1 protein-coding gene is annotated in these 24,822 nt (G+C 71.3%); it reads left to right on the forward strand.

The annotated features are described in order from the left end of the window. Positions 1–6: 6 nt before the first annotated feature. On the forward strand, positions 7–24,063 hold the full coding sequence (locus RVR_RS38080) for an SDR family NAD(P)-dependent oxidoreductase (protein ID WP_430393252.1): 24,057 nt from the start codon (positions 7–9) through the stop codon (positions 24,061–24,063). Positions 24,064–24,822: the final 759 nt, after the last annotated feature.

Raw genomic sequence — 24,822 nt, forward strand, 5'->3', positions numbered from 1 at the left:
ACTGAGATGACAGAGCACGAGAAGCTCCTCAGCTATCTGAAGAAGGTCACGGCCGACTCCTACGAGACCAAGGAACGCCTGCGGAAGATCGAGGCACGCGAAAAGGAACCGGTGGCGATCGTCGGTATGGGGTGCCGGTTCCCGGGCGGGGTCGAGGACCCGGAGGGCTTCTGGCGAATGGTCGCTGCCGGGACCGACGCGATGTCGGGCTTTCCGGCGAACCGTGGGTGGGAGACGCCGGGCCTGTCCGATCCCCGTGACGAGGGCGCTGCCTACACTCCTGTGGGTGGTTTCCTCGATGGTGCCGGTGAGTTCGATGCGGAGTTCTTCGGGATCAGTCCGCGTGAGGCGTTGGGGATGGATCCCCAGCAGCGGCTGCTGTTGGAGACGTGCTGGGAGGCGCTGGAGGACGCGGGCATCACTCCGGGTTCGCTGAAGGGCACCGACACGGGTGTCTACGCCGGGATCATCGCCTCGGGCTACCGGGTCGGTGAGCAGGATGGTGCCGGGGGTTTCGGCCTGACCGGGACGACGGCGAGTGTGGCGTCGGGTCGGGTGGCGTACGCGCTGGGGTTACAGGGTCCCGCGGTGTCGGTGGACACGGCTTGCTCCTCGTCGCTGATGGCGATTCACCTGGCTGCGCAGGCGCTCCGCGCGGGTGAGTGCGGGATGGCGCTGGCCGGCGGTGTGACGGTGATGGCCTCGCCCGGGACGTTCACGGAGTTCGCTCGGCAGCGAGGGTTGGCTGCTGATGGCCGGTGCAAGCCGTTCGCGGAGGCGGCTGACGGGACCGGGTGGGGTGAGGGTGTCGGGGTCCTGGTGTTGGAGCGGCTGTCCGTGGCCCGTGAGCGTGGGCACCGGGTGTTGGCGGTGATCTCCGGTAGTGCGGTGAACCAGGATGGCGCGTCCAACGGGTTGTCGGCGCCGAATGGTCCGTCGCAGCAGCGGGTGATCCGGGCGGCGTTGGCGGGTGCGGGGCTTCAGCCGGGTGATGTCGATGTGGTGGAGGCGCACGGAACTGGTACGGCCCTGGGTGATCCGATCGAGGCGCAGGCGCTGTTGGCGACCTACGGTCAGGGTCGACCGGAGGGTCGGCCGCTTCTGTTGGGTTCGGTGAAGTCGAACATCGGTCATACCCAGGCGGCTGCGGGTGTGGCGGGTGTGATCAAGATGGTGCAGGCGATGCGGTACGGGACGCTGCCGCAGACGTTGCACGTGGACGCCCCGTCCTCGCACGTGGACTGGTCGGCGGGGGCGGTGGAGTTGTTGACGGCGCCGCGGGAGTGGCCGGTGGGGTCCGGTCCGCGGCGGGCTGGTGTGTCGGCGTTCGGGATCAGCGGCACCAATGTGCACCTGATCCTTGAGCAGCCCGCGCAGGACGTGTCCGCGGGGGATGTCCCTGTCCTGGATGGGGTGGAGTCTGCCTCGGGGTCGGGGTCGGGGTCTGGGGGTTCGGTGGCGTGGGTGGTGTCGGCGCGGTCGGCTGGGGCGTTGGCTGCGCAGGCGGGTCGGTTGGCGGAGTTTGTGGGGGCTCGGCCGGAGGTGGGGGTTCGGGATGTGGCGTTGTCGTTGGCGGTGACGCGGACGACGGGGTTTGCGCATCGTGTGGCGGTGGTGGGTGAGGACCGTGACCAACTGTTGGCGGGTCTGGGGGCGGTTGCGGCGGGCCGGGGGGAGGTGGTGCCGGGTGTGGTGTCGGGGGTTGTTGGTGGTGTGTCTGGTGTGGCTGGTGCGGGTTCTGGTGTGGGTTCTGTTGGTTCTGGTGGCGGTGTTGCTGGTGTTGGTGGTGGTCGGGTGGGGGTGGTGTTTTCGGGTCAGGGTTCGCAGCGGGTGGGGATGGGGTTGGGGTTGTGTGGGGTGTTTCCGGTGTTTGCTCGGGCGTTTGATGAGGTGTGTGAGTGTTTTGAGGGTTTGTTGCCGGGGTCGTTGCGTGAGGTGATTGGTGTGGGGGGTGGGGAGTTGGATCGGACGGTGTTTGCGCAGGCGGGGTTGTTTGCGGTGCAGGTGGGGTTGTTTCGGTTGTGGTCGTCGTGGGGTGTGGTGCCGGATTGTGTGGCGGGTCATTCGTTGGGTGAGGTGACGGCGGCTTATGTGGCGGGGGTGTGGGGTTTGGAGGATGCGTGTGCGGTGGTGGCGGCGCGGGGTCGTTTGATGGAGGGGTTGGGTGGGGGTGGGGCGATGGTGGTGTTGGATGCGTCGGGTGTGGAGGCGGAGGGGTTGGTGGCGGGGCGTGTGGGGGTGTCGGTGGCGGCGGTGAATGGTCCTCGGCAGTCGGTGATTTCGGGTGTGGGGTCGGTGGTGGAGGAGTTGGCGGGGGTGTGGCGTGCGGGGGGTGGGCGTGTTAGGCGGTTGCGGGTGGGTCATGGGTTTCATTCGCCGTTGATGGATCCGATGTTGGGTGAGTTTCGGGGGGTGTTGGAGGGGGTGTCGTTTGGTGAGCCGGGGTTGGTGTTGGTGTCGGGGGTGGTGGGGGCGGATGTGCGGGATCCGGGGTATTGGGTGGGGCATGTGCGGGGGACGGTGCGTCATCACGATGTGGTGGAGGCGATGCGGGCGCGGGGGGTGGGTGTGTTTGCGGAGTTGGGTCCGGATGGTGCGTTGTCGGCGATGGATGAGTCGGGGGTGTCGTTGTGGGTTCCGGCGTTGCGTGGGGGTGGGGATGAGGCGGAGTCGGTGGTGCGGGCGGTGGCGGGGTTGTATGCGGCGGGTGTGGATGTGGATTGGGCCGCGGTGGCCACCGCAGCCGGCGGGGGTGGGGGTGCGAGGAGGGTTGCTCTGCCGACGTATCCGTTCCAGCGCCGGCACTACTGGCCCAAGGCCGTCAGCGCGCGTGGGGATGTTTCGTCGGTGGGGCAGGAGCGGGTGGGGCATCCGTTGCTGGGTGCTGCGGTGTGGCTGGCCGAGGGCGACGGGTTGGTGTTGACGGGGCGCCTGTCGTTGGGGGTGATGCCGTGGCTGGCCGACCACACCGTCCACGGCACCGTCCTGCTCCCGGGTACGGCCTTCGTGGACCTCGCAGTCCACGCCGGGGACCTGGCCGGGTGCGGCATGCTGGAGGAGCTGACGCTCCAGGAACCCCTGGTCCTGCCCGCCTCGGGTGGTGTGCAGCTTCAGGTCCACGTCGGTGACAGCGACGACGACAGCGGCCGCCGAACGGTCACGGTCTCCTCCCGTGAAGGGGACGGCGAGTGGGTGCGACACGCGGTCGGCGTGCTCACCCCGGTCGGCAGTGAGCCCGTCCCGGCCCCGCTGGACGCCTGGCCACCGGCCGACGCGGAGCCGGTTCCGGTCGACGGTGCCTACGAGAACTTCGCCGAGCGGGGCTACGGCTATGGTCCGGCGTTCCAGGGTCTGCGTCAGGTCTGGCGCGCCGGGGACACCGTCTACGCCGAGGTCGAGCTGCCGGAGGTCGTCGACTCCGATGTGGCCGGGTTCGGTCTGCATCCGGCTCTGCTTGATGCCGCTTTGCACGGTCTGCTGGCCGTCGGTAGCAGCCACAGTAGTGGCGGGGCGGGGTTGCCGTTCGCGTGGTCGGGGGTGCGGCTGTTGGCCGGTGGTGCCCGCCACTTGCGGGTTGTTCTGGCCCCGGCGCAGGGGGGTGTCTCGGTCACCGCGTTCGACGGTGTGGGTGCACCGGTTCTGCACGCGCGGTCGTTGGCGCTGCGTGAGGCATCGGCCGGGCAGCTCAGCGGCTCGGGGCGGCAGGTGCGGCAGTCGCTGTTCACCGTGGACTGGGTCCCGCTGACCGCGCAGGCTTCGGCCGCCCCGGTGCCGTGGGTGCGGCATGGCGAGTCGCTCGGCACTGCGTCCGTGGTGGTCGCGGCTGTTCCGACTGCCGAGCCGGGGGTGTCTGCGCCGCGGGCGGCTCAGGTGGCTGCGGCGACGGTGCTGGGTTGGGTGCAGCAGTGGCTGGCCGATCCCGCCACCGATGATGCGCGGCTGGTGGTCTGGACCCGGGGCGCGGCCTCCGGCCAGGACCTGGCCGCCGCGGCGGTGGTGGGCCTGGTGCGCTCGGCTCAGTCCGAGCATCCCGGCCGTCTCGTGCTGGTCGATGTCGACCCGTCAGCCGGTCTCGACCCGACCCACGACGGCGATGTGGACACCGCCCTGGCCGTGGTCCTGGAAGCTGACGAGCCCGAGGTTCGTATCTCTTCGGCTGCTGACGGCGGGGGCGTGGTTGCCCTTGGTCGGCGCTTAACACGCGCCAGTGAGCTGGCGTTGCCGGGTGGTGCGGGTTGGCGGGTGGAGGTGGCTCGGCCGGGTGACCTGGGCAGTGCCGTTGTCATCGACGCTCCCGAGGCGGGCGTGGCGCTGTCGGCGGGCCAGGTGCGGGTGGGCCTGCGCGCGGTGGGCGTGAACTTCCGCGACGTGGTGACCGGCCTCGGGATGGTCGCGGACAACCGCGGCCTCGGCGGGGAAGGCGCCGGGATCATCCTGGAGATCGGTCCCGGGGTGGATGGTCTGGCCGTCGGTCAGTCGGTGATGGGGCTGGTGCCGGGTTGGGGGCCGGTCGGGGTCGTGGACAGCCGGTTGGTGGCTGCTGTCCCGCGGGGTTGGTCGTTCCAGCAGGCCGCGGCGGTGTCGGTCGGGTTCCTGACGGCGTTCTACGGGTTGCGGGATCTGGCCCAGGTCCGTCCCGGTCAGCGGGTCCTCATCCATGCCGGGACTGGTGGTGTCGGTACGGCGGCGGTGCAGCTTGCCCGGGCGTGGGGCCTGGAGGTCTTTGCGACGGCGAGTCCGGCCAAGCAGTCCGCGTTGCGGGCGATGGGGGTGGAGGAGAGCCATATCGCCTCGACCCGTGATCTGGCGTTCTGCGAGCGGTTCCTGGCTGTGACCGGTGGCGAGGGTATGGACGTGGTCGTCAATGCGCTGGCCGGGGAGTTCACGGACGCGTCGCTGCGGTTGCTGCCGCGCGGTGGTCGGTTCGTGGAGATGGGCAAGACCGATATCCGCGACCCCGAGCAGGTGGCCCAGACCTATCCGGGCGTGGTGTATCAGGCGTTCGACCTGATGGACGCGGGCGAGCCGCGGGTGGCGGAGATGCTGGCCGAGCTGGGCGCGATGTTCGAGGCGGGTGAGCTGGTTCCGCCTCCGGTGACGTGCTTCGAGCTGTCGCAGGCGGTGGCGGCGCTGCGCCATCTCCAGGCCGCCCGGCACGTGGGCAAGGTCGTGCTGAACCTTCCGGCCCAGTGGGACCCCGAGGGCACGGTGCTGGTGACCGGTGGGACCGGGACGCTGGGTGGGGAGTTGGCCCGGCACCTGGTGGACGTGCGTGGCATGCGGCATCTGCTGCTGTTGTCCCGGCGCGGCCCGGCGGCGCCGGGGGTGGCGCGCCTGGTCGCGGAACTCGCCGGATCGGGTGCGGAGGTGCGGGTGCAGGCCGGCGATGCCGCCGATCGCGACGCTCTCGCCTCGGTCCTGGCCAAGGTCGCGGTCGATCGTCCGTTGGCGGCGGTGGTGCATGCCGCCGGGGTGATCGACGACGCGACCGTGGAGTCGTTGACGCCCGAGCGGATGGCGCCGGTGCTGGCGGCGAAGGCCGATGCGGCGTGGAACCTGCACGAGTTGACGGAGGGCGCGGGCCTGGCGGGCTTCGTGCTGTACTCCTCGGCCGCGGCGGTCATGGGCAGCCCCGGGCAGGGCAGTTACGCCGCCGCGAACGCGTTCCTCGACGCACTTGCCACCCACCGCCGCACTCGCCACCTGACCGGTCAGTCGCTGGCGTGGGGCTTGTGGGGCCAGACCTCGGAGATGACCGGCCACCTCCACGGCACGGGTCTGTCCCGTCTGCGCCGTGGCGGCGTCCAGCCGTTGACGACGGAGCAGGGGCTGGCGCTGTTCGAGGCCGCTACCGCGTTGGGCGCGCCGCTGGCCGTCCCGGCCCGGCTGGAACTGACGGGTCTGTCCCGCGGCGGTCGCCCGGTGCCCGCGCTGCTGCGCGGGTTGGCCGTTGGCGCTGCGGCCCGCCCGACGGCGGCCGTTGCTGCGGATGCCGGCGGTCTGGCGGCGCGGTTGGCCGCGCTCGGCCCCGTCGAGCGTGAGCAGGAGGTTCTGGAGATCGTCCGGGCGGCTGCGGCGGTTGTGCTGGGCCATGCCCGGCCCGAGGACATTGATCCGCAGCGGGCGTTCCGGGACATGGGCATCGATTCCCTGACCGGGCTGGAGCTGCGCAACCGGCTCGCGAACGAGACCGGCCTCACCCTCCCCGCCACCCTGGTCTTCGACCAGCCGACACCACTGGAGGTCGCCCGGTTCCTGGTGGGCGAGGTGTGCGAGGCCGACGGGGTCGTCGGGGGGACCGCTCTTCCGGTGGTCCGTGTCGGCACGGACGAGCCGGTGGCGATCGTCGGTATGGGGTGCCGGTTCCCGGGCGGGGTCGAGGACCCGGAGGGTTTCTGGCAGATGGTCGCTGCCGGGACCGATGCGATGTCGGGCTTCCCGGCGAACCGTGGGTGGGAGACGCCGGGCCTGTCCGATTCCGGTGACGAGGGCGCTGCCTACACTCCGGTGGGTGGTTTCCTCGATGGTGCCGGTGAGTTCGATGCGGAGTTCTTCGGGATCAGTCCGCGTGAGGCGTTGGGGATGGATCCCCAGCAGCGGCTGCTGTTGGAGACGTGCTGGGAGGCGCTGGAGGACGCGGGCATCACCCCGGGTTCGCTGAAGGGCACTGATACCGGGGTTTATGCCGGCATCATCGCGTTGGGGTACCGGGTCGGTGAGCAGGACGGGGCTGGCGGCTTCGGGATGACCGGGACGACGGCGAGTGTCGCGTCGGGTCGGGTGGCGTATGCGCTCGGGCTTCAGGGGCCTGCCGTCTCGATCGACACGGCGTGCTCGTCGTCGCTGACGGCCATCCACCTCGCGGCGCAGGCGCTCCGCGCGGGTGAGTGCGGGATGGCGCTCGCGGGCGGCGTCACCGTCATGCCGACTCCTGGGACGTTCACGGAGTTCGCTCGGCAGCGAGGACTTGCTGCCGATGGCCGGTGCAAGCCGTTCGCGGAGGCGGCTGACGGGACCGGGTGGGGTGAGGGTGTCGGGGTCCTGGTGTTGGAGCGGCTGTCCGTGGCCCGTGAGCGTGGGCACCGGGTGTTGGCGGTGATCTCCGGTAGTGCGGTGAACCAGGATGGCGCGTCCAATGGGTTGTCGGCGCCGAATGGTCCGTCGCAGCAGCGGGTGATTCGGGCGGCGTTGGCGAGTGCGGGGTTGCAGCCGGCTGATGTTGATGTGGTGGAGGCGCATGGTACGGGTACGGCCCTGGGTGACCCGATCGAGGCGCAGGCGCTGCTGGCGACGTACGGTCAGGGTCGGCCGGAGGGCCGGCCGTTGTTGTTGGGTTCGGTGAAGTCGAACATCGGTCACACGCAGGCGGCGGCTGGTGTGGCGGGTGTGATCAAGATGGTGCAGGCGATGCGGCACGGGATGCTGCCCGAGTCCCTGCATGTGGATGCTCCGTCGTCGCATGTGGATTGGTCGGCGGGGGCGGTGGAGTTGCTGACGGCGCCGCGGGAATGGCCGGCGGGGTCTGGTCCGCGGCGGGCTGGGGTGTCGGCGTTCGGGATCAGCGGCACCAATGTGCACCTGATCCTTGAGCAGCCCGCGCAGGATGCGGCTGTCCAGGTTGAGCCGGAGCAGGAGTCTGCCTTGGGGTCGGGGTCGGGGTCGGGGTCGGGGGGTTCGGTGGCGTGGGTGGTGTCGGCGCGGTCGGCTGGGGCGTTGGCTGCGCAGGCGGGTCGGTTGGCGGAGTTTGTGGGGGCTCGGCCGGAGGTGGGGGTTCGGGATGTGGCGTTGTCGTTGGCGGTGACGCGGACGACGGGGTTTGCGCATCGTCTGGCGGTGGTGGGTGGGGGTCGTGAGGAGTTGTTGGCGGGTCTGGGGGCGGTTGCGGCGGGCCGGGAGGGGCCGGGTGTGGTGTCTGGTGTTGCTGGTGGTGGTCGGGTGGGGGTGGTGTTTTCGGGTCAGGGTTCGCAGCGGGTGGGGATGGGGTTGGGGTTGTGTGGGGTGTTTCCGGTGTTTGCTCGGGCGTTTGATGAGGTGTGTGAGTGTTTTGAGGGTTTGTTGCCGGGGTCGTTGCGTGAGGTGATTGGTGTGGGGGGTGGGGAGTTGGATCGGACGGTGTTTGCGCAGGCGGGGTTGTTTGCGGTGCAGGTGGGGTTGTTTCGGTTGTGGTCGTCGTGGGGTGTGGTGCCGGATTGTGTGGCGGGTCATTCGTTGGGTGAGGTGACGGCGGCTTATGTGGCGGGGGTGTGGGGTTTGGAGGATGCGTGTGCGGTGGTGGCGGCGCGGGGTCGTTTGATGGAGGGGTTGGGTGGGGGTGGGGCGATGGTGGTGTTGGATGCGTCGGGTGTGGAGGCGGAGGGGTTGGTGGCGGGGCGTGTGGGGGTGTCGGTGGCGGCGGTGAATGGTCCTCGGCAGTCGGTGATTTCGGGTGTGGGGTCGGTGGTGGAGGAGTTGGCGGGGGTGTGGCGTGCGGGGGGTGGGCGTGTTAGGCGGTTGCGGGTGGGTCATGGGTTTCATTCGCCGTTGATGGATCCGATGTTGGGTGAGTTTCGGGGGGTGTTGGAGGGGGTGTCGTTTGGTGAGCCGGGGTTGGTGTTGGTGTCGGGGGTGGTGGGGGCGGATGTGCGGGATCCGGGGTATTGGGTGGGGCATGTGCGGGGGACGGTGCGTCATCACGATGTGGTGGAGGCGATGCGGGCGCGGGGGGTGGGTGTGTTTGCGGAGTTGGGTCCGGATGGTGCGTTGTCGGCGATGGATGAGTCGGGGGTGTCGTTGTGGGTGCCGGCGTTGCGTGGGGGTGGGGATGAGGCGGAGTCGGTGGTGCGGGCGGTGGCGGGGTTGTATGCGGCGGGTGTGGACGTTGATTGGGCCGCGGTGGCCACCGCCGCCGGTGGGAGTGCGAGGACGGTTGCTCTGCCGACGTATCCGTTCCAGCGCCGGCACTACTGGCCGAAGGCTGCGGCCGGTCGTGGGGATGTTTCGTCGGTGGGGCAGGAGCGGGTGGGGCATCCGCTGCTGGGTGCGGCGGTGTGGCTGGCCGAGGGCGACGGGCTGGTGTTGACGGGGCGCCTGTCGTTGGGGGCGATGCCGTGGCTGGCCGACCACACCGTCCACGGCACCGTCCTGCTCCCGGGCACCGCGTTCGTGGATCTCGCGGTCCATGCGGGGGATCTGGCGGGGTGCGGTGTGTTGGAGGAGTTGACGCTCCGGGAACCCCTGGTTCTGCCGGGCTCGGGTGGTGTGCAGCTTCAGGTCCACGTCGGTGACAGCGAAGGCGACAGCGGTCGCCGAACCGTCACGGTGTCCTCCCGTGACGGCGGCGGCGACGGCGAGTGGGTCCGGCATGCCGTGGGCGTACTGGTCCCGGTCGGCAGTGAGCCCGTCCCGGCCCCGCTTGACGCCTGGCCACCGGCCGACGCGGAGCCGGTTCCGGTCGACGGCGCCTACGAGAACTTCGCCGAGCGTGGTTATGGCTACGGTCCGGCGTTCCAGGGTCTGCGTCAGGTCTGGCGCTCCGGGGACACCGTCTATGCCGAGGTCGAGCTGCCTGAGGTCGTCGACTCCGACGTGGCCGGGTTCGGTCTGCATCCGGCACTGCTCGATGCCGCGCTGCACGGTCTCCTGGCCGCCAGTGAAGGTGGTCCTGGGACGGGGTTGCCGTTCGCGTGGTCGGGGGTGCGGCTGCTGGCGAGCGGCGCTCGCCACTTGCGGGTGGTCCTGGCCCGTGAGTCGGGCGGCGTTTCGGTGACGGCGTTCGACGGTGTGGGTGCGCCGGTTCTGCGGGCGCGGTCGTTGGCGTTGCGTGAGGTCCCGGCTGGTCAGTTCAGCGGCTCGGGTCGGCAGGTGCGGCAGTCGCTGTTCACCGTGGACTGGGTCCCGCTGCCGGCATCTCAGGCCGTTGGCACTGCGGTGCAATGGGTGCGGCACGGCGGGGCTGAGCTGGCGCCCGTTGTTGTTGCCACGGTTCCGGCCGCGGAATCCGGGGTGTCGGCTCCGCGAGCGGCCCAGTCGGCTGCCGCGACGGTGCTGGGTTGGGTGCAGCAGTGGCTGGCCGATCCCGCGACCGATGGTTCGCGGTTGGTGGTCTGGACCCAGGGTGCGGCTGCCGGTCAGGACCTGGCTGCCGCGGCGGTGACGGGTCTGCTCCGCTCGGCCCAGTCCGAGCATCCCGGCCGTCTCCTGCTGGTCGATGTCGACCCGTCGGCCGGCCTGGACTCTGACCGTGACGGTGATGTGGACACCGTCCTGGCCCTGGCCCTGGACGCCGACGAGCCCGAGGTCCGCATATCGCCGGCCAGTGATGGTGGGGGCGTCGCGGCGTTCGGCCGGCGGCTGGCCCGCGCCAGTGAGCTGGCGCTGCCGGGTGGTGCGGGTTGGCGAGTGGAGGTTGCTCGGCCGGGTGACTTGGGCAGTGCCGCTGTCGTGGACGCTCCCGAGGCGGGCGTGGCGCTGTCGGCGGGCCAGGTGCGGGTGGGGCTGCGTGCGGTGGGGGTGAACTTCCGCGACGTGGTTGCCGGTCTGGGAATGGTTGCGGACAACCGTGGTCTCGGCGGGGAAGGCGCCGGCATCGTCCTGGAGATCGGTCCCGGGGTGACTGGCCTGACGGTCGGTCAGTCGGTGATGGGGCTGGTTCCGGGTTGGGGGCCGGTCGGGGTCGTGGACAGCCGGTTGGTGGCTGCTGTCCCGCGGGGTTGGTCGTTCCAGCAGGCCGCGGCGGTGCCGGTCGGGTTCCTGACCGCGTTCTACGGGTTGCGGGATCTGGCCCAGGTCCGTCCCGGTCAGCGGGTCCTCATCCATGCCGGGACCGGTGGTGTCGGCACGGCCGCGGTGCAACTGGCCCAGGCGTGGGGCCTGGAGGTCTTTGCGACGGCGAGTCCGGCCAAGCAGTCCGCTTTGCGGGCCATGGGCGTGGACGAGAGCCATATCGCCTCGACCCGTGATCTCGCGTTCTGCGAGCGGTTCCTTGCCGTGACCGGTGGCGAGGGCATGGACGTGGTCGTCAACGCGCTGGCCGGGGAGTTCACGGACGCCTCGCTGCGGTTGCTTCCGCGCGGTGGCCGGTTTGTCGAGATGGGCAAGACTGATATCCGCGACCCCGAGCAGGTCGCCGAGGCCCACCCCGGGGTCGTCTACCGGGCGTTCGACACGATGGACTCCGGTGCCCCGCGGGTCGCGGAGATGTTCGCCGAACTCGGTGCGATGTTCGACGCAGGTGAGCTGACTCCGCCTCCGGTGACGTGCTTCGAGCTGTCCCAGGCGGTGGCGGCACTGCGCCACCTCCAAGCTGCCCGCCATATCGGCAAGGTCGTCGTGAACGTCCCCGCCGAATGGGACCCCGAGGGCACGGTACTGGTCACGGGCGGGACCGGGACCCTGGGTGGGGAGTTGGCCCGGCACCTGGTCAAGGTCCGGGACATGCGGCATCTGCTGCTGTTGTCCCGGCGCGGTCCGGCGGCTCCGGGCGTGGCGCGCATGGCTGCCGAGTTGGCTGAGCTTGGTGCGGAGGTGCGGGTGCAGGCCGGCGACGCCGCCGACCGCGACGCCCTCGCCTCGATCCTGCACCGGGATACAGCACTCCGTCCGTTGACGGCGGTGGTGCACGCCGCCGGGGTGATCGACGACGCGACCGTGGAGTCGTTGACGCCCGAGCGGATGACGAAGGTCTTGGCGGCGAAGGCGGACGCGGCCTGGAACCTGCACGAATTGACCGAGGGCGCGGGCCTGGCGGGCTTCGTCCTCTACTCCTCGGCCGCGGCGGTCATGGGCAGCCCCGGGCAAGGCAGTTACGCCGCCGCGAACGCGTTCCTCGACGCACTTGCCACCCACCGCCGCACTCGCCACCTGGCCGGTCAGTCGTTGGCGTGGGGGCTGTGGGCCCAGACCTCCGAGATCACCGGGCAGTTGGCCGGCGCCGACCTCTCCCGTCTGCGCCGTGGCGGCATCCAGCCGCTGTCGACCGAGCAGGGTTTGGCGCTCTTCGAGGCCGCTACCGCGCTGGGCGCGCCGCTGGCCGTCCCGGCCCGACTGGATCTGAGTGCCCTCTCCCGCCCGGGACGACCGCTGCTTCCGCTGCTGCGGAGTCTGGCAGTCGGCGCGTCCGCCCGCCCGACGGCGGCCGTTGCTGCGGATGCCGGTGGCCTGGCGGCGAGGTTGGTCGCGCTCGGCCCCGTCGAGCGTGAGCAGGAGGTTCTGCAGATCGTCCGGGCGGCTGCGGCGGTGGTTCTGGGCCATGCCCGGCCCGAGGACATTGATCCGCAGCGGGCGTTCCGGGACATGGGCATCGACTCGCTGACCGGGTTGGAGCTGCGCAACCGGTTGGCGAACGAGATCGGCCTCACCCTGCCCGCCACCCTCGTCTTCGACTACCCCGTCCCTCTGGAACTCGCCCGACACCTGGTGACAGAGGTGTGCGGGACGGCCGAGGCCGCCGGAACGCTGACCGTGCCGACAGTCCGCTTCGGGACGGACGAACCGGTGGCGATCGTCGGTATGGGGTGCCGGTTCCCGGGCGGGGTCGAGAATCCGGAGGGCTTCTGGCAGATGGTCGCTGCCGGGTCCGACGCGATGTCGGGCTTCCCGGCGAACCGCGGCTGGGACGTGGACGGCCTGACCGTCCCGGATCCCGCCGACGAGGGCGCCGCCTTCGCCCCGGTGGGCGGGTTCCTCGATGGTGCGGGTGAGTTCGATGCGGAGTTCTTCGGGATCAGTCCGCGTGAGGCGTTGGGGATGGATCCGCAGCAGCGACTGCTCTTGGAGACGTGCTGGGAGGCGCTGGAGGACGCCGGCATCACCCCGGCGTCACTCCGCGGCTCCGACACGGGTGTCTACGCCGGCATCATCGCCTCGGGATACCGGGCCGGTGAGCAGGACGGTGCTGGTGGTTTCGGCCTGACCGGGACGACGGCGAGTGTGGCGTCGGGTCGGGTGGCGTACTCGCTGGGGTTGCAGGGTCCTGCCGTCTCGATCGACACGGCGTGCTCGTCGTCGCTGACGGCCATTCACCTTGCGGCGCAGGCGCTCCGCGCGGGTGAGTGCGGGATGGCGCTCGCCGGTGGTGTGACGGTGATGGCCTCGCCCGGGACGTTCACGGAGTTCGCGCGGCAGCGGGGGTTGGCTGCTGACGGGAGGTGTAAGCCGTTCGCGGAGGCGGCTGACGGGACCGGGTGGGGTGAGGGTGTCGGGGTTCTGGTGTTGGAGCGGTTGTCGGATGCGCGGGAGCGTGGGCACCGGGTGTTGGCGGTGGTTTCCGGTAGTGCGGTGAACCAGGACGGGGCCAGCAATGGTTTGTCGGCGCCGAATGGTCCGTCGCAGCAGCGGGTGATCCGGGCGGCGTTGGCGAGTGCGGGGTTGCAGCCTGCTGATGTCGATGTGGTGGAGGCGCACGGTACCGGCACCGCCCTGGGCGACCCGATCGAGGCGCAGGCCCTGCTGGCGACCTACGGGCAGGACCGACCGGAGGGCCGGCCGCTTCTGCTGGGCTCGGTGAAGTCGAACATCGGTCACACGCAGGCGGCTGCGGGTGTGGCGGGTGTGATCAAGATGGTGCAGGCGATGCGGCACGGGACGCTGCCGCAGACGCTGCATGTGGATGCCCCGTCGTCGCACGTGGATTGGTCGGCCGGAGCGGTGGAACTGCTCAGCACGGCGCGGGAGTGGCCGGTGGGGTCTGGTCCGCGGCGTGCGGGTGTGTCGGCGTTCGGGATCAGCGGCACCAACGTCCACCTGATCCTTGAGCAGCCCGCGCAGGATGCGGCTGCCGTGGAGATTCCTGTCCTGGAGGGGTCGGGGTCCGGGGGTTCGGTGGTGTGGGTGGTGTCGGCGCGGTCGGGTGGGGCGTTGGCTGCGCAGGCGGGTCGGTTGGCGGAGTTCGTGGGGGCTCGTCCGGGGGTTTCGGTTCGGGATGTGGCGTTGTCGTTGGCGGTGTCGCGGACGACGACGTTCTCGCATCGTGTGGTGGTGGTCGGGGAGGAGCGTGACCAACTGCTGGCGGGTCTGGGGGCGGTCGCGGCGGGCCGGGAGGCGCCGGGTGTCGTGACCGGTGTGGTGTCCGGGGTTGCTGGTTCGGTGTCTCGGCCGGTGTTTGTGTTCGCGGGTCAGGGTGCGCAGTGGGTCGGGATGGGGTTGGAACTGTGGGATGGGGAGCCGGTGTTCGCGGCGGCGATGGAGCGGTGTGCTGCTGCGTTGGAGCCGTTCGTGGAGTGGCGGTTGCGTGATGTGCTCGCGGATGCGGGGTTGTTGGGGCGGGTGGATGTGGTGCAGCCGGCGTCGTGGGCGGTGGCGGTCAGTTTGGCGGAGTTGTGGCGTGCCTACGGTGTGGAGCCCGCCGCGGTGGTGGGTCACAGTCAGGGTGAGATCGCGGCGGCGTGTGTGGCGGGCGGCTTGTCCTTGGAGGATGGCGCGCGGGTGGTGGCGTTGCGTAGTCGGGCGTTGGCGGGTCTTGCTGGGACGGGTGGGATGGTGTCGGTGCCGGCGGGGCTGGATGAGGTGGGGGAGTGGATCTCCGTCTGGGGTGATGACCTGTCGGTCGCGGCGGTCAACGGCCCTCGGCAGGTGGTGGTGGCGGGTGCCGCGAGGGCGTGCACGGAGTTCGCGGAGGCGTATGCGGATCGGGGTGCGCGGCGGATCGCGGTGGACTACGCCTCCCACACCGCGCATGTCGAGGCCGTCGAGGAGCGTCTGGCGGAGGACCTGGCCGCGGTGGTTCCTGAAAGCAGCCCGGTGCCGTTCTTCTCCACGCTCGAAGCCCGCCTGCTGGATACGGCTGAGTTGGATGGTGGGTACTGGTTCCGGAATCTGCGTCGGACGGTGCGGTTCGGTGAGGTCGTCGCGACGCTGGCGGCGGAGGGTCATCGGGTGTTCGTGGAGGTGAGTCCGCATCCGGTGTTGGGGTTGGCGGTCGCGCAGGCCGGTGAGGACCTGGTTGCGGCGGGCACGTTGCAGCGCGGCGATGGCGGTCGTAACCGCTGGCTGACCGCACTGGCTGGTGCGTATGCGGCTGGCGTGGAGGTGGACTGGGCGGCGGTGAGCACCGCCGCCGGCGCCGGCAAGGTGACTCTGCCGACGTATCCGTTCCAGCGCCGGCACTACTGGCCCAAGGCCGTCAGCGCGCGTGGGGACGCCTCCTCGATCGGACTGCAGCGCTCCGGTCACCCGTTGCTGGGTGCTGCGGTGTGGCTGGCCGAGGGCGACGGGCTGGTGTTGACGGGGCGCCTGTCGTTGGGGGCGATGCCGTGGCTGGCCGACCATGCGGTCCACGGCACCGTCCTGCTGCCCGGCACCGCGTTCGTGGACTTGGCGGTCCACGCCGGTGACCTGGCCGGGTGCGGCATGCTGGAGGAGCTGACGCTCCAGGAGCCCCTGGTCCTGCCGAGCCTGGGTGGCGTGCAGCTTCAGGTCCATGTCGGTGACAGCGAAGGCGACAGCGGCCGCCGAACGGTCACGGTGTCCTCCCGTGACGGAGACGGTGAGTGGGTCCGGCATGCCGTGGGCGTACTGGCCGCAACTGATGGTGAGCCGGTGCCGTCCCCGCTGGCCGTTTGGCCACCGGCCGGCGCGGAGCCGGTTCCGGTCGACGACGCCTACGAGAAGCTCGCCGGGCGTGGTTACGGCTACGGTCCGGCCTTCCAGGGTCTGCGTCAGGTCTGGCGCGCCGGGGACACGGTCTACGCCGAGGTGGAGCTGCCCCAGGCCGCGGAAGCCGATGCGACCGGGTTCGGTCTGCACCCCGCTCTGCTCGACGCCGCGCTGCACGGTCTGCTGGCAGCGAGTGACGGCAGCGGTGGGACGGGGCTGCCGTTCGCGTGGTCGGGGGTGCGGCTGCTGGCCGGCGGTGCACGCCATCTGCGGGTGGCCCTGGCCCAGGTCCAGGGTGGTGTCTCGGTCACCGCGTTCGACGCCGTCGGTCAGCCGGTGTTGCAGGCGCGGTCGTTGGCGTTGCGTGAGGTCCCGGCTGGTCAGCTCAGCGGCTCGGGTCGGCAGGTGCGGCAGTCGCTGTTCACCGTCGACTGGGTCCCGCTGACCGCGCAGGCTTCGGTGGCCGCCGGCGTGCACTGGGTACGGCACGGCCAGCCGGTCGGCTCCGCGCCGGTGGCGGTCGCGGCCGTGCCGGCCGCCCCGTTCGGGATGTCGGCGCCGCAGGCGGCCCAGGTGGCCGCCGCGACGGTGCTGGACTGGGTGCAGCAGTGGCTGGCCGACCCCGAGACGGACACCGCACGGTTGGTGGTATGGACGCAGGGAGCGGCCTCCGGTCAGGACCTGGCCGCCGCGGCGGTGACGGGTCTGGTCCGCTCGGCCCAGTCCGAGCACCCCGGCCGCCTGGTCCTGGTCGACGTCGACCCGTCAGCCGGGCTCTACCCCAGCTACGACGCCGACGTGGAGACCGTTCTCGCGGCTGTGCTGGATGCCGACGAACCGGAGGTCCGGGTCCGTCCCGCTGCCGACGGTGGCGGCGTGGTGGCGTTCGGCCGGCGGCTGGTCCGGGCGGGGACGGAGGAGCCCGGGGCCGCGCCCGCCGAGTGGGACGCGCAGGGCACGGTGCTGATCACGGGCGGAACGGGGGCGCTGGGCGGGGAGTTGGCCCGACACCTGGTGGACGCCCGTGGCATGCGGCACCTGGTGCTGATGTCGCGGCGCGGCCCGGCCGCGCCGGGAGTGGCGCGCCTGACTGCCGAGTTGGCGGCCTCGGGAGCGTGCGTGCGGGTGCAGGCGGGTGACGCCGCCGACCATGACGCCCTGGCTCCGGTGCTGGAAAGGATCGCGGCTGCGCGGCCGTTGACGGCGGTGGTGCATGCCGCCGGGGTGATCGACGACGCGACCGTGGAGTCGTTGACGCCCGAGCGTATGGCGCCGGTGCTGGCCGCGAAGGCCGATGCGGCGTGGAACCTGCACGAGTTGACGGAGGGCGCGGGCCTGGCGGGCTTCGTGCTGTACTCCTCGGCCGCGGCGGTCATGGGCAGCCCCGGGCAGGGGAGTTACTCCGCCGCGAACGCCTTCCTGGACGCACTCGCCACCTACCGCCGGGACCGGCACCTGGCCGGCCAGTCACTGGCCTGGGGCTTGTGGGCCCAGACCTCGGAGATGACCGGCCACCTCGACGGCACGGGTCTGTCCCGCCTGCGCCGTGCCGGCATCCAGCCGTTGACGGCCGAGCGCGGCCTGGCGCTGTTCGACGCCGCAGCCGCGCTGCGTGCGCCCTTGGCAATTCCGGCTCTGTTGGACCTGACGACGCTGTCCCGCCCCGGAAGGCCGTTGCCGCCAATGCTGCGCGGCCTGGTCGCCGGTGGTCCCGCCCGCCCGACCGCGGCCGGGGCGGCGACCGCGGCTCCGGACGCGGGCGGCCTGGCGGCCCGGTTGGCGGCGCTGTCCGGCGCCGAGCGCGAGCAGGAAGTCCTCGAGATCGTCCGGGTGGCTGCGGCGGCTGTCCTGGGCCATGCCGGCCCCGGGGACATCGATCCCCGGCGGGCGTTCCGCGAACTGGGCCTCGACTCCCTGACCGCACTGGAGTTGCGCAACCGACTGGTCGCGGAGACGGGCCTGAGCCTGCCCGCCACCCTCGTCTTCGACTACCCCGTCCCGCTGGAACTCGCCCGGCACCTGGTGGCGGAGGCGTGCGGGACGGCCGAACCCCTCGGCGAGAGCGCCGGGCCGGCGGTTCGTGTCGGTACGGACGAGCCGGTGGCGATCGTCGGAATCGGCTGCCGGTTCCCGGGGGGAGCGGAGGGACCGGAGGGCTTCTGGCAGTTGGTCGCCGGTGGCTCGGACGCGATGGCGGGCTTCCCGTCGAACCGCGGCTGGGACCTGGCCGGTCTGCCGGACCTCGAGTCGGGCGATGACGAGGGCGCGCGGTACGCCCCGGTGGGTGGCTTCCTGGACAGCGCTGGTGAGTTCGATGCCGAGTTCTTCGGGATCAGTCCGCGTGAGGCGTTGGGGATGGATCCCCAGCAGCGGCTGCTGTTGGAGACGTGCTGGGAGGCGCTGGAGGACGCGGGCATCACCCCGGGTTCACTCCACGGCTCCGACACGGGCGTCTACGCCGGCATCATCACCTCCGGCTACCGAGTCGGGGGCCAGTACGGGGCCGGCGGCTACGGGATGACCGGGACGACGGCGAGTGTTGCGTCCGGACGCGTGGCGTACGCGCTGGGGCTCCAGGGTCCCGCGGTCTCGATCGACACGGCGTGTTCCTCGTCGCTGACGGCGATCCACCTGGCCGCGCAGGCGCTGCGGTCCGGGGAGTGCGGGATCGCGCTCGCGGGCGGCGTCACCGTGATGGCCACCCCGGGCGCGTACCTGGAGTTCGCGCGACAGCGAGGACTTGCTGCCGATGGCCGGTGCAAGCCGTTCTCGGATGCCGCCGACGGCACCGGGTGGGGCGAGGGCGTCGGAGTAGTGGTGCTGGAGCGGCTGTCCGTCGCCCGTGAACGTGGGCACCGGGTGCTCGCGGTGGTGGCGGGGAGCGCGATCAACCAGGACGGGGCCAGCAACGGGTTGTCGGCGCCGAATGGTCCGTCGCAGCAGCGGGTGATTCGGGCGGCGTTGGCGAGTGCGGGGTTGCAGCCTGCTGATGTCGATGTGGTGGAGGCGCATGGCACGGGTACGGCGTTGGGTGATCCGATCGAGGCGCAGGCGCTGTTGGCCACGTACGGTCAGGGTCGGCCGGAGGGTCGGCCGTTGTTGTTGGGTTCGGTGAAGTCGAACATCGGGCACACGCAGGCGGCTGCGGGTGTGGCGGGCGTGATCAAGATGGTGCAGGCGATGCGGCACGGGATGCTGCCCGAGTCCCTGCATGTGGATGCTCCGTCGTCGCATGTGGACTGGTCGGCGGGGGCGGTGGAGTTGCTGATGGCGCCGCGGGAGTGGCCGGTGGGGTCTGGTCCGCGGCGGGCTGGGGTGTCGGCGTTCGGGATCAGCGGCACCAACGTCCACCTGATCCTTGAAGAGCCCACCGTGAACGGCCCTGCGCCGGACGGATCCGACGACGGCGGACGCCTCGTGGACGCCTCGGCTCCGGATACCGCTGTCCTGGAAGGGCCGGAATCCGGGGGTTCGGTGGCGTGGGTGGTGTCGGCGCGGTCGGGTGGGGCGTTGGCTGCGCAGGCGGGTCGGTTGGCGGAGTTCGTGGGGGCTCGGCCGGAGATTTCGGCCAGGGACGTTGCGTTGTCGTTGGCGGTGTCGCGGACGACGACGTTCTCGCATCGTGGGGTGGTGGTTGGTGAGGACCGTGACCAACTGCTGGCGGGTCTGGGGGCGGTCGCGGAGGGCCGGGAGGCGCCGGGCGCTGTGTCCGGGGTTGTTGGTTCGGTGTCGGTGTCTGGGCCGGTGTTCGTGTTCGCGGGTCAGGGTGCGCAGTGGGTCGGGATGGGCCTGGAACTGTGGGATGGGGAGCCGGTGTTCGCGGCGGCGATGGAGCGGTGTGCTGCGGCGTTGGAGCCGTTCGTGGAGTGGCGGCTTCGTGATGTGCTGGGTGATGCGGGGTTGTTGGGGCGGGTGGATGTGGTGCAGCCGGCGTCGTGGGCGGTAGCGGTCAGTTTGGCCGAGCTGTGGCGGGCCTGCGGTGTGGAGCCGGCGGTGGTGGTGGGTCACAGTCAGGGTGAGATCGCGGCGGCGTGTGTCGCGGGCGGCTTGTCCTTGGAGGACGGTGCGCGGGTTGTGGCGTTGCGTAGTCGGGCGTTGGCGGGTCTTGCTGGGACGGGGGGGATGGTGTCGGTGCCGGCGGGGTTGGGTGAGGTGGGGGAGTGGATCTCCGCGTGGGGTGAGGACTTGTCGGTCGCGGCCGTCAACGGCCCCCGCCAGGTGGTGGTGGCGGGCGCCGCGAGCGCGTGCACGGAGTTCGCGGAGGCGTATGCGGATCGGGGGGCGCGGCGGATCGCGGTGGACTACGCCTCCCACACCGCGCATGTCGAGGCCGTCGAGGAGCGTCTTGCCGGGGATCTGGCGGGGGTGTCCGCGGTCTCTGGTTCGGTGCCGTTCTTCTCCACGCTTGAGGCCCGCCTGGTGGATACGGCTGAGTTGGATGGTGGGTATTGGTTCCGGAATCTGCGTCGGACGGTGCGGTTCGGTGAGGTCGTCGCGATGCTGGCGGCGGAGGGGCATCGGGTGTTCGTGGAGGTGAGTCCGCATCCGGTGTTGGGGTTGGCGATTGCGCAGGCCGGTGAGGATCTGGTTGCTGCGGGCACGTTGCAGCGCGGCGATGGTGGCCGGAGCCGCTGGCTGACCGCGTTGGCCGGAGCGTATACGGCTGGTGTGGAGGTGGATTGGGCGGCGGTGACCGCTGACGGGGGTCGGGCGGTGAAGGTCGGGCTGCCGACGTATCCGTTCCAGCGGGAGCGTTACTGGCCGAAGGCTGTGGCCGGGCGTGGGGATGCTTCGTCGGCTGGGCAGGAGCGGGTGGGGCATCCGTTGCTGGCGGCGGCGGTGTGGCTGGCCGAGGGCGACGGGCTGGTGCTGACGGGCCGTCTGTCGCTGGGGGCGATGCCGTGGCTGGCCGACCACACCGTCCACGGCACCGTCCTGCTGCCGGGCACGGCCTTCGTGGACCTGGCGATCCACGCAGGGGACCTGGCCGGTTGCCGCACGTTGGAGGAGTTGACGCTCCAAGAGCCCCTGGTCCTGCCGGGCCAGGGTGGTGTGCAGCTTCAGGTCCATGTCGGTGACAGCGAAGGCGACAGCGGCCGCCGAACCGTCACGGTCTCCTCCCGCGGAGGCGAGGGCGAATGGGTCCGGCATGCCGTGGGCGTACTGGTCCCGGGCGGTGGTGAGCCTGTTCCGGTCCCGCTGGCCGCTTGGCCTCCGGTCGGCGCTGAGCCGGTTCCGGTCGACGGCGCCTACGAGAGGTTCGCCGAGCGGGGCTACGGCTACGGTCCGGCGTTCCAGGGCCTGCGTCAGGTCTGGCAGGCCGGGGACACCGTCTACGCCGAAGCCGAACTGCCCGAGGCCATCGGCTCCGATGTGGCCGGGTTCGGTCTGCACCCGGCACTGCTCGACGCCGCGCTGCACGGTCTCCTGGCCGTCGGCACCAGCAGCAGCACCAGCAATGGCATCGGCAACGGCAGCGGCGGGACGGGATTGCCGTTCGCGTGGTCGGGGGTGCGGCTGCTGGCCGGCGGTGCCCGCCATCTGCGGGTGGTCCTGGCCCGTGAGTCGGGCGGCGTCTCGGTGACGGCGTTCGACGCTGTCGGTCAGCCGGTCCTGCGGGCTCAATCGCTGGCGATGCGTGAGACCTCGGCCGGTCAGCTCGCCGGGTCCGGTCGCCAGGTGCGGCAGTCGCTGTTCACCATGGACTGGGTGCCGTTGACCGCGCAGGCTTCGGCCACCCCGGTGCCGTGGGTGCGGCACGGCGAGTCGGTCGGCTCCGCGCCGGTGGTGGTGGCGGTGGTTCCGGCTGCGGAGCCCGGGGTCTCGGCGCCGCAGGCGGCCCAGGTTGCCGCCGCGACGGTGCTGGGTTGGGTGCAGCAGTGGCTGGCCGATCCCGAGACCGACGACGCGCGGCTGGTGGTCTGGACCCAGGGTGCGGCTGCCGGCCAGGATCTCGCTGGTGCGGCGGTGGTGGGCCTGGTCCGCTCGGCGCAGTCCGAGCACCCCGGCCGCCTCCTCCTGGTTGATGTCGACCCGTCAGCCGGTCTCGACCCGGACCGTGACGCCGACGTGGACACCGTCCTGGCCGTGGCACTGGACGCCGACGAGCCCGAGATCCGCATCCGACCCGCTACTGACGGCGGGAACGTCGCGGCGTTCGGCCGGCGGCTGGTCCGGGCCGGGGCGTCCGGGGAACTGGTGCTGCCCGGTGGTGCGGGTTGGCGGGTGGAGGTGACCCGGCCGGGTGACCTGGGCAGTACCGCTGTCATCGACGCTCCGGAGGCGGATGCGATGCTGTCGGAGGGTCAGGTCCGCGTGGGCCTGCGTGCGGCGGGGGTGAACTTCCGCGACGTGGTCGCCGGTCTGGGGATGGTCTCCGACGGCCGGATCCTCGGCGGGGAAGGTGCCGGGATCGTCCTGGAGACCGGTCCCGGGGTGACCGGCCTGACGGTTGGTCAGTCGGTGATGGGGCTGGTTCCGGGTTGGGGGCCGGCCGGGATCGTGGACAGCCGGTTGGTGGCTGCTGTCCCGCAGGGTTGGTCGTTCCAGCAGGCTGCGGCGGTGCCGGTCGGGTTCCTGACGGCGTTCTACGGGTTGCGGGATCTGGCCCGGGTCCGTCCCGGTCAGCGGGTGCTGATTCATGCCGGTACGGGTGGTGTCGGCACGGCCGCGGTGCAGCTTGCCCAGGCCTGGGGCCTGGAGGTCTTTGCGACGGCGAGTCCGGCCAAGCAGTCCGCGTTGCGGGCCATGGGGGTGTCCGACACCCATATCGCCTCGACCCGTGATCTGGCGTTCTGCGACCAGTTCCTTGCCGTGACCGGTGGCGAGGGCATGGACGTGGTGGTGAACGCGCTGGCCGGGGAGTTCACGGACGCCTCCCTGCGGCTGCTGCCGCGCGGTGGCCGGTTCGTGGAGATGGGCAAGACCGACATCCGCGACCCCGAGCAGGTCGCCGAGGCCCACCCCGGGGTCGTCTACCAGGCGTTCGACCTGATGGACGCCGGTGTGCCGCGGGTGGCGGAGATGCTGGCCGAACTGGGCGCGATGTTCGACGGGGGTGAGCTGACTCCGCCGCCGGTGACGTGCTTCGAGCTGTCGCAGGCGGTGGCGGCGCTGCGTCACCTCCAGGCCGCCCGGCACATCGGCAAGGTCGTCGTGAACGTCCCTGCTGAATGGGACCCCGAGGGGACGGTACTGGTCACGGGCGGCACCGGGACGTTGGGTGGGGAGTTGGCCCGGCACCTGGCCGGCTCCCGGGGCATGCGGCATCTGCTGCTGATGTCCCGGCGCGGCCCGGCGGCTCCGGGAGCGGCCCGCCTGGTCGCGGAACTCGCCGGATCGGGCGCTGAAGTGCGGGTGCAGGCCGGCGACGCCGCCGACCGCGACGCCCTCGCCTCGATCCTGCACCGGGATACAGCACTCCGCCCGTTGACGGCGGTGGTGCACGCCGCCGGGGTGATCGACGACGCCACCGTGGAGTCGCTGACGCCCGAGCGCATGGCGCCGGTCCTGGCGGCGAAGGCGGACGCGGCCTGGAACCTGCACGAATTGACCGAGGGCGCGGGCCTGGCCGGCTTCGTGCTGTACTCCTCGGCCGCGGCGGTCATGGGCAGCCCCGGGCAGGGCAGCTACGCCGCCGCGAACGCGTTCCTCGACGCACTCGCCGCCCACCGCCGCGACCGCCACCTGGCCGGCCAGTCGCTGGCGTGGGGATTGTGGGCCCAAGCCTCGGAGATGACCGGCCACCTCGACGGCACGGGTCTGTCCCGTCTGCGCCGTGGCGGCGTCCAGCCGCTGTCGACGGAGCAGGGCATGGCGCTGTTCGAGGCCGCTACCGCGTTGGGCGCGCCGCTGGCCGTCCCGGCCCGGCTGGACCTGACGGGGTTGTCCCGCGGCGGAAGGCCGGTGCCCGGGCTGCTGCGGGAGCTGGCCGCCGCTGGCGGTGTCACCGAGCGTCCGACGGCGGCCGTGGCCGCGGATGCGGGTGGCCTGGCGGCCCGGTTGGCCGCGCTTCCTCCCGCCGATCGCGAGCAGGAGGTCCTGCAGATCGTTCGGGCCGCCGCGGCCGTGGTCCTGGGCCATGCCCGCCCCGGGGACATCGATCCCCAGCGGGCCTTCCGTGAACTGGGCCTCGACTCCCTGACGGCGCTGGAGCTCCGCAACCGGCTCTCGGCCGAGACCGGCCTGAGCCTGCCCGCCACCCTGGTCTTCGACCACCCCGTCCCCCTGGACCTCGCCCGGCATCTGCACGAACAACTGGTGCCGCGCGAAGCCGGCGCCATCGAGACGGCCCTGGCAGATCTGGACGGTCTGCGCGCTGTGTTGTCGGCTGTGCCTCTCGAAGACGTCGATCGCGGGAGGATCACCGAACAGTTGTATGCCCTGATGGCGGACTGGCGAGCGCAGGAATCAGAGGCGGGCGAGGAGGACGACCTGGAATCGGCCACGAACGAGGATCTCTACCAGATCGTCGAGCGCGGGTTCGACAAGTAGCCGAATGGTCTGCCGCGAAACAAGGAGGAGGAGTAACTGAGCGCGCGCCGCCGCCGGCTCGGCCGCTGGGCTGTCGCCGACCACCGTCACCCGAGGCGGCGAACGAGGACGGCCGTGGTGCCGTGCCGGGCGGCGCCGTCCGGGAAGAGCGGAGGAACCGTGGCGGAGCCGGGACCGCGGCTGGTGAAACGTAACAACCAGCCGTCCGGCGTCGATGTCGGCGAGCGGCCGATGGCATGGAGACAAGGCTCGGCGGAACTCGTCGGCCGAGCCGGTCTTTGCGGCGCACCGGCGTAAAAGGCATACGGCGGCGCCGTCAAGAGACTGAATATGTGCAGCGCACAGAGCAATTGATGCTCTTACGCGCCGTGCGGACCCTGATCGGTGCGTCGTCCGGCCCCGCGGACAGGACCCGCATCGGCTGGATTTCGCCTCGGATCACCCAAAGCCGCGCGCGGAAAATCGTTTCAAATATCCTCTTGACGGTGCTCAGTCAGCGCCGTAGCGTCCCAGCCCGTCAGGTCTCGTCGGACCGCAACTTCTTCGCACCGTTCCGAAAGTGAGGGCAGCATGCCGTCAGGTACCGCTTGCACCACGATCGTGGCCCCGCCGCCTCGGGCCGCCGGTATGGAGACCGCTCGGCGGCATGCGCGACAAGGTGCCCGGTCCAGTCCCACCGGTGGCTGACCGAACAGTCGGACACCCTGGTCGTCGGCCCGGAGACGGTCGAGGGCCGACCCCGTGCCCGTGCCGAGTGGA

The organism is Streptomyces sp. SN-593 (assembly GCF_016756395.1).
Taxonomy (GTDB): domain Bacteria; phylum Actinomycetota; class Actinomycetes; order Streptomycetales; family Streptomycetaceae; genus Actinacidiphila; species Actinacidiphila reveromycinica.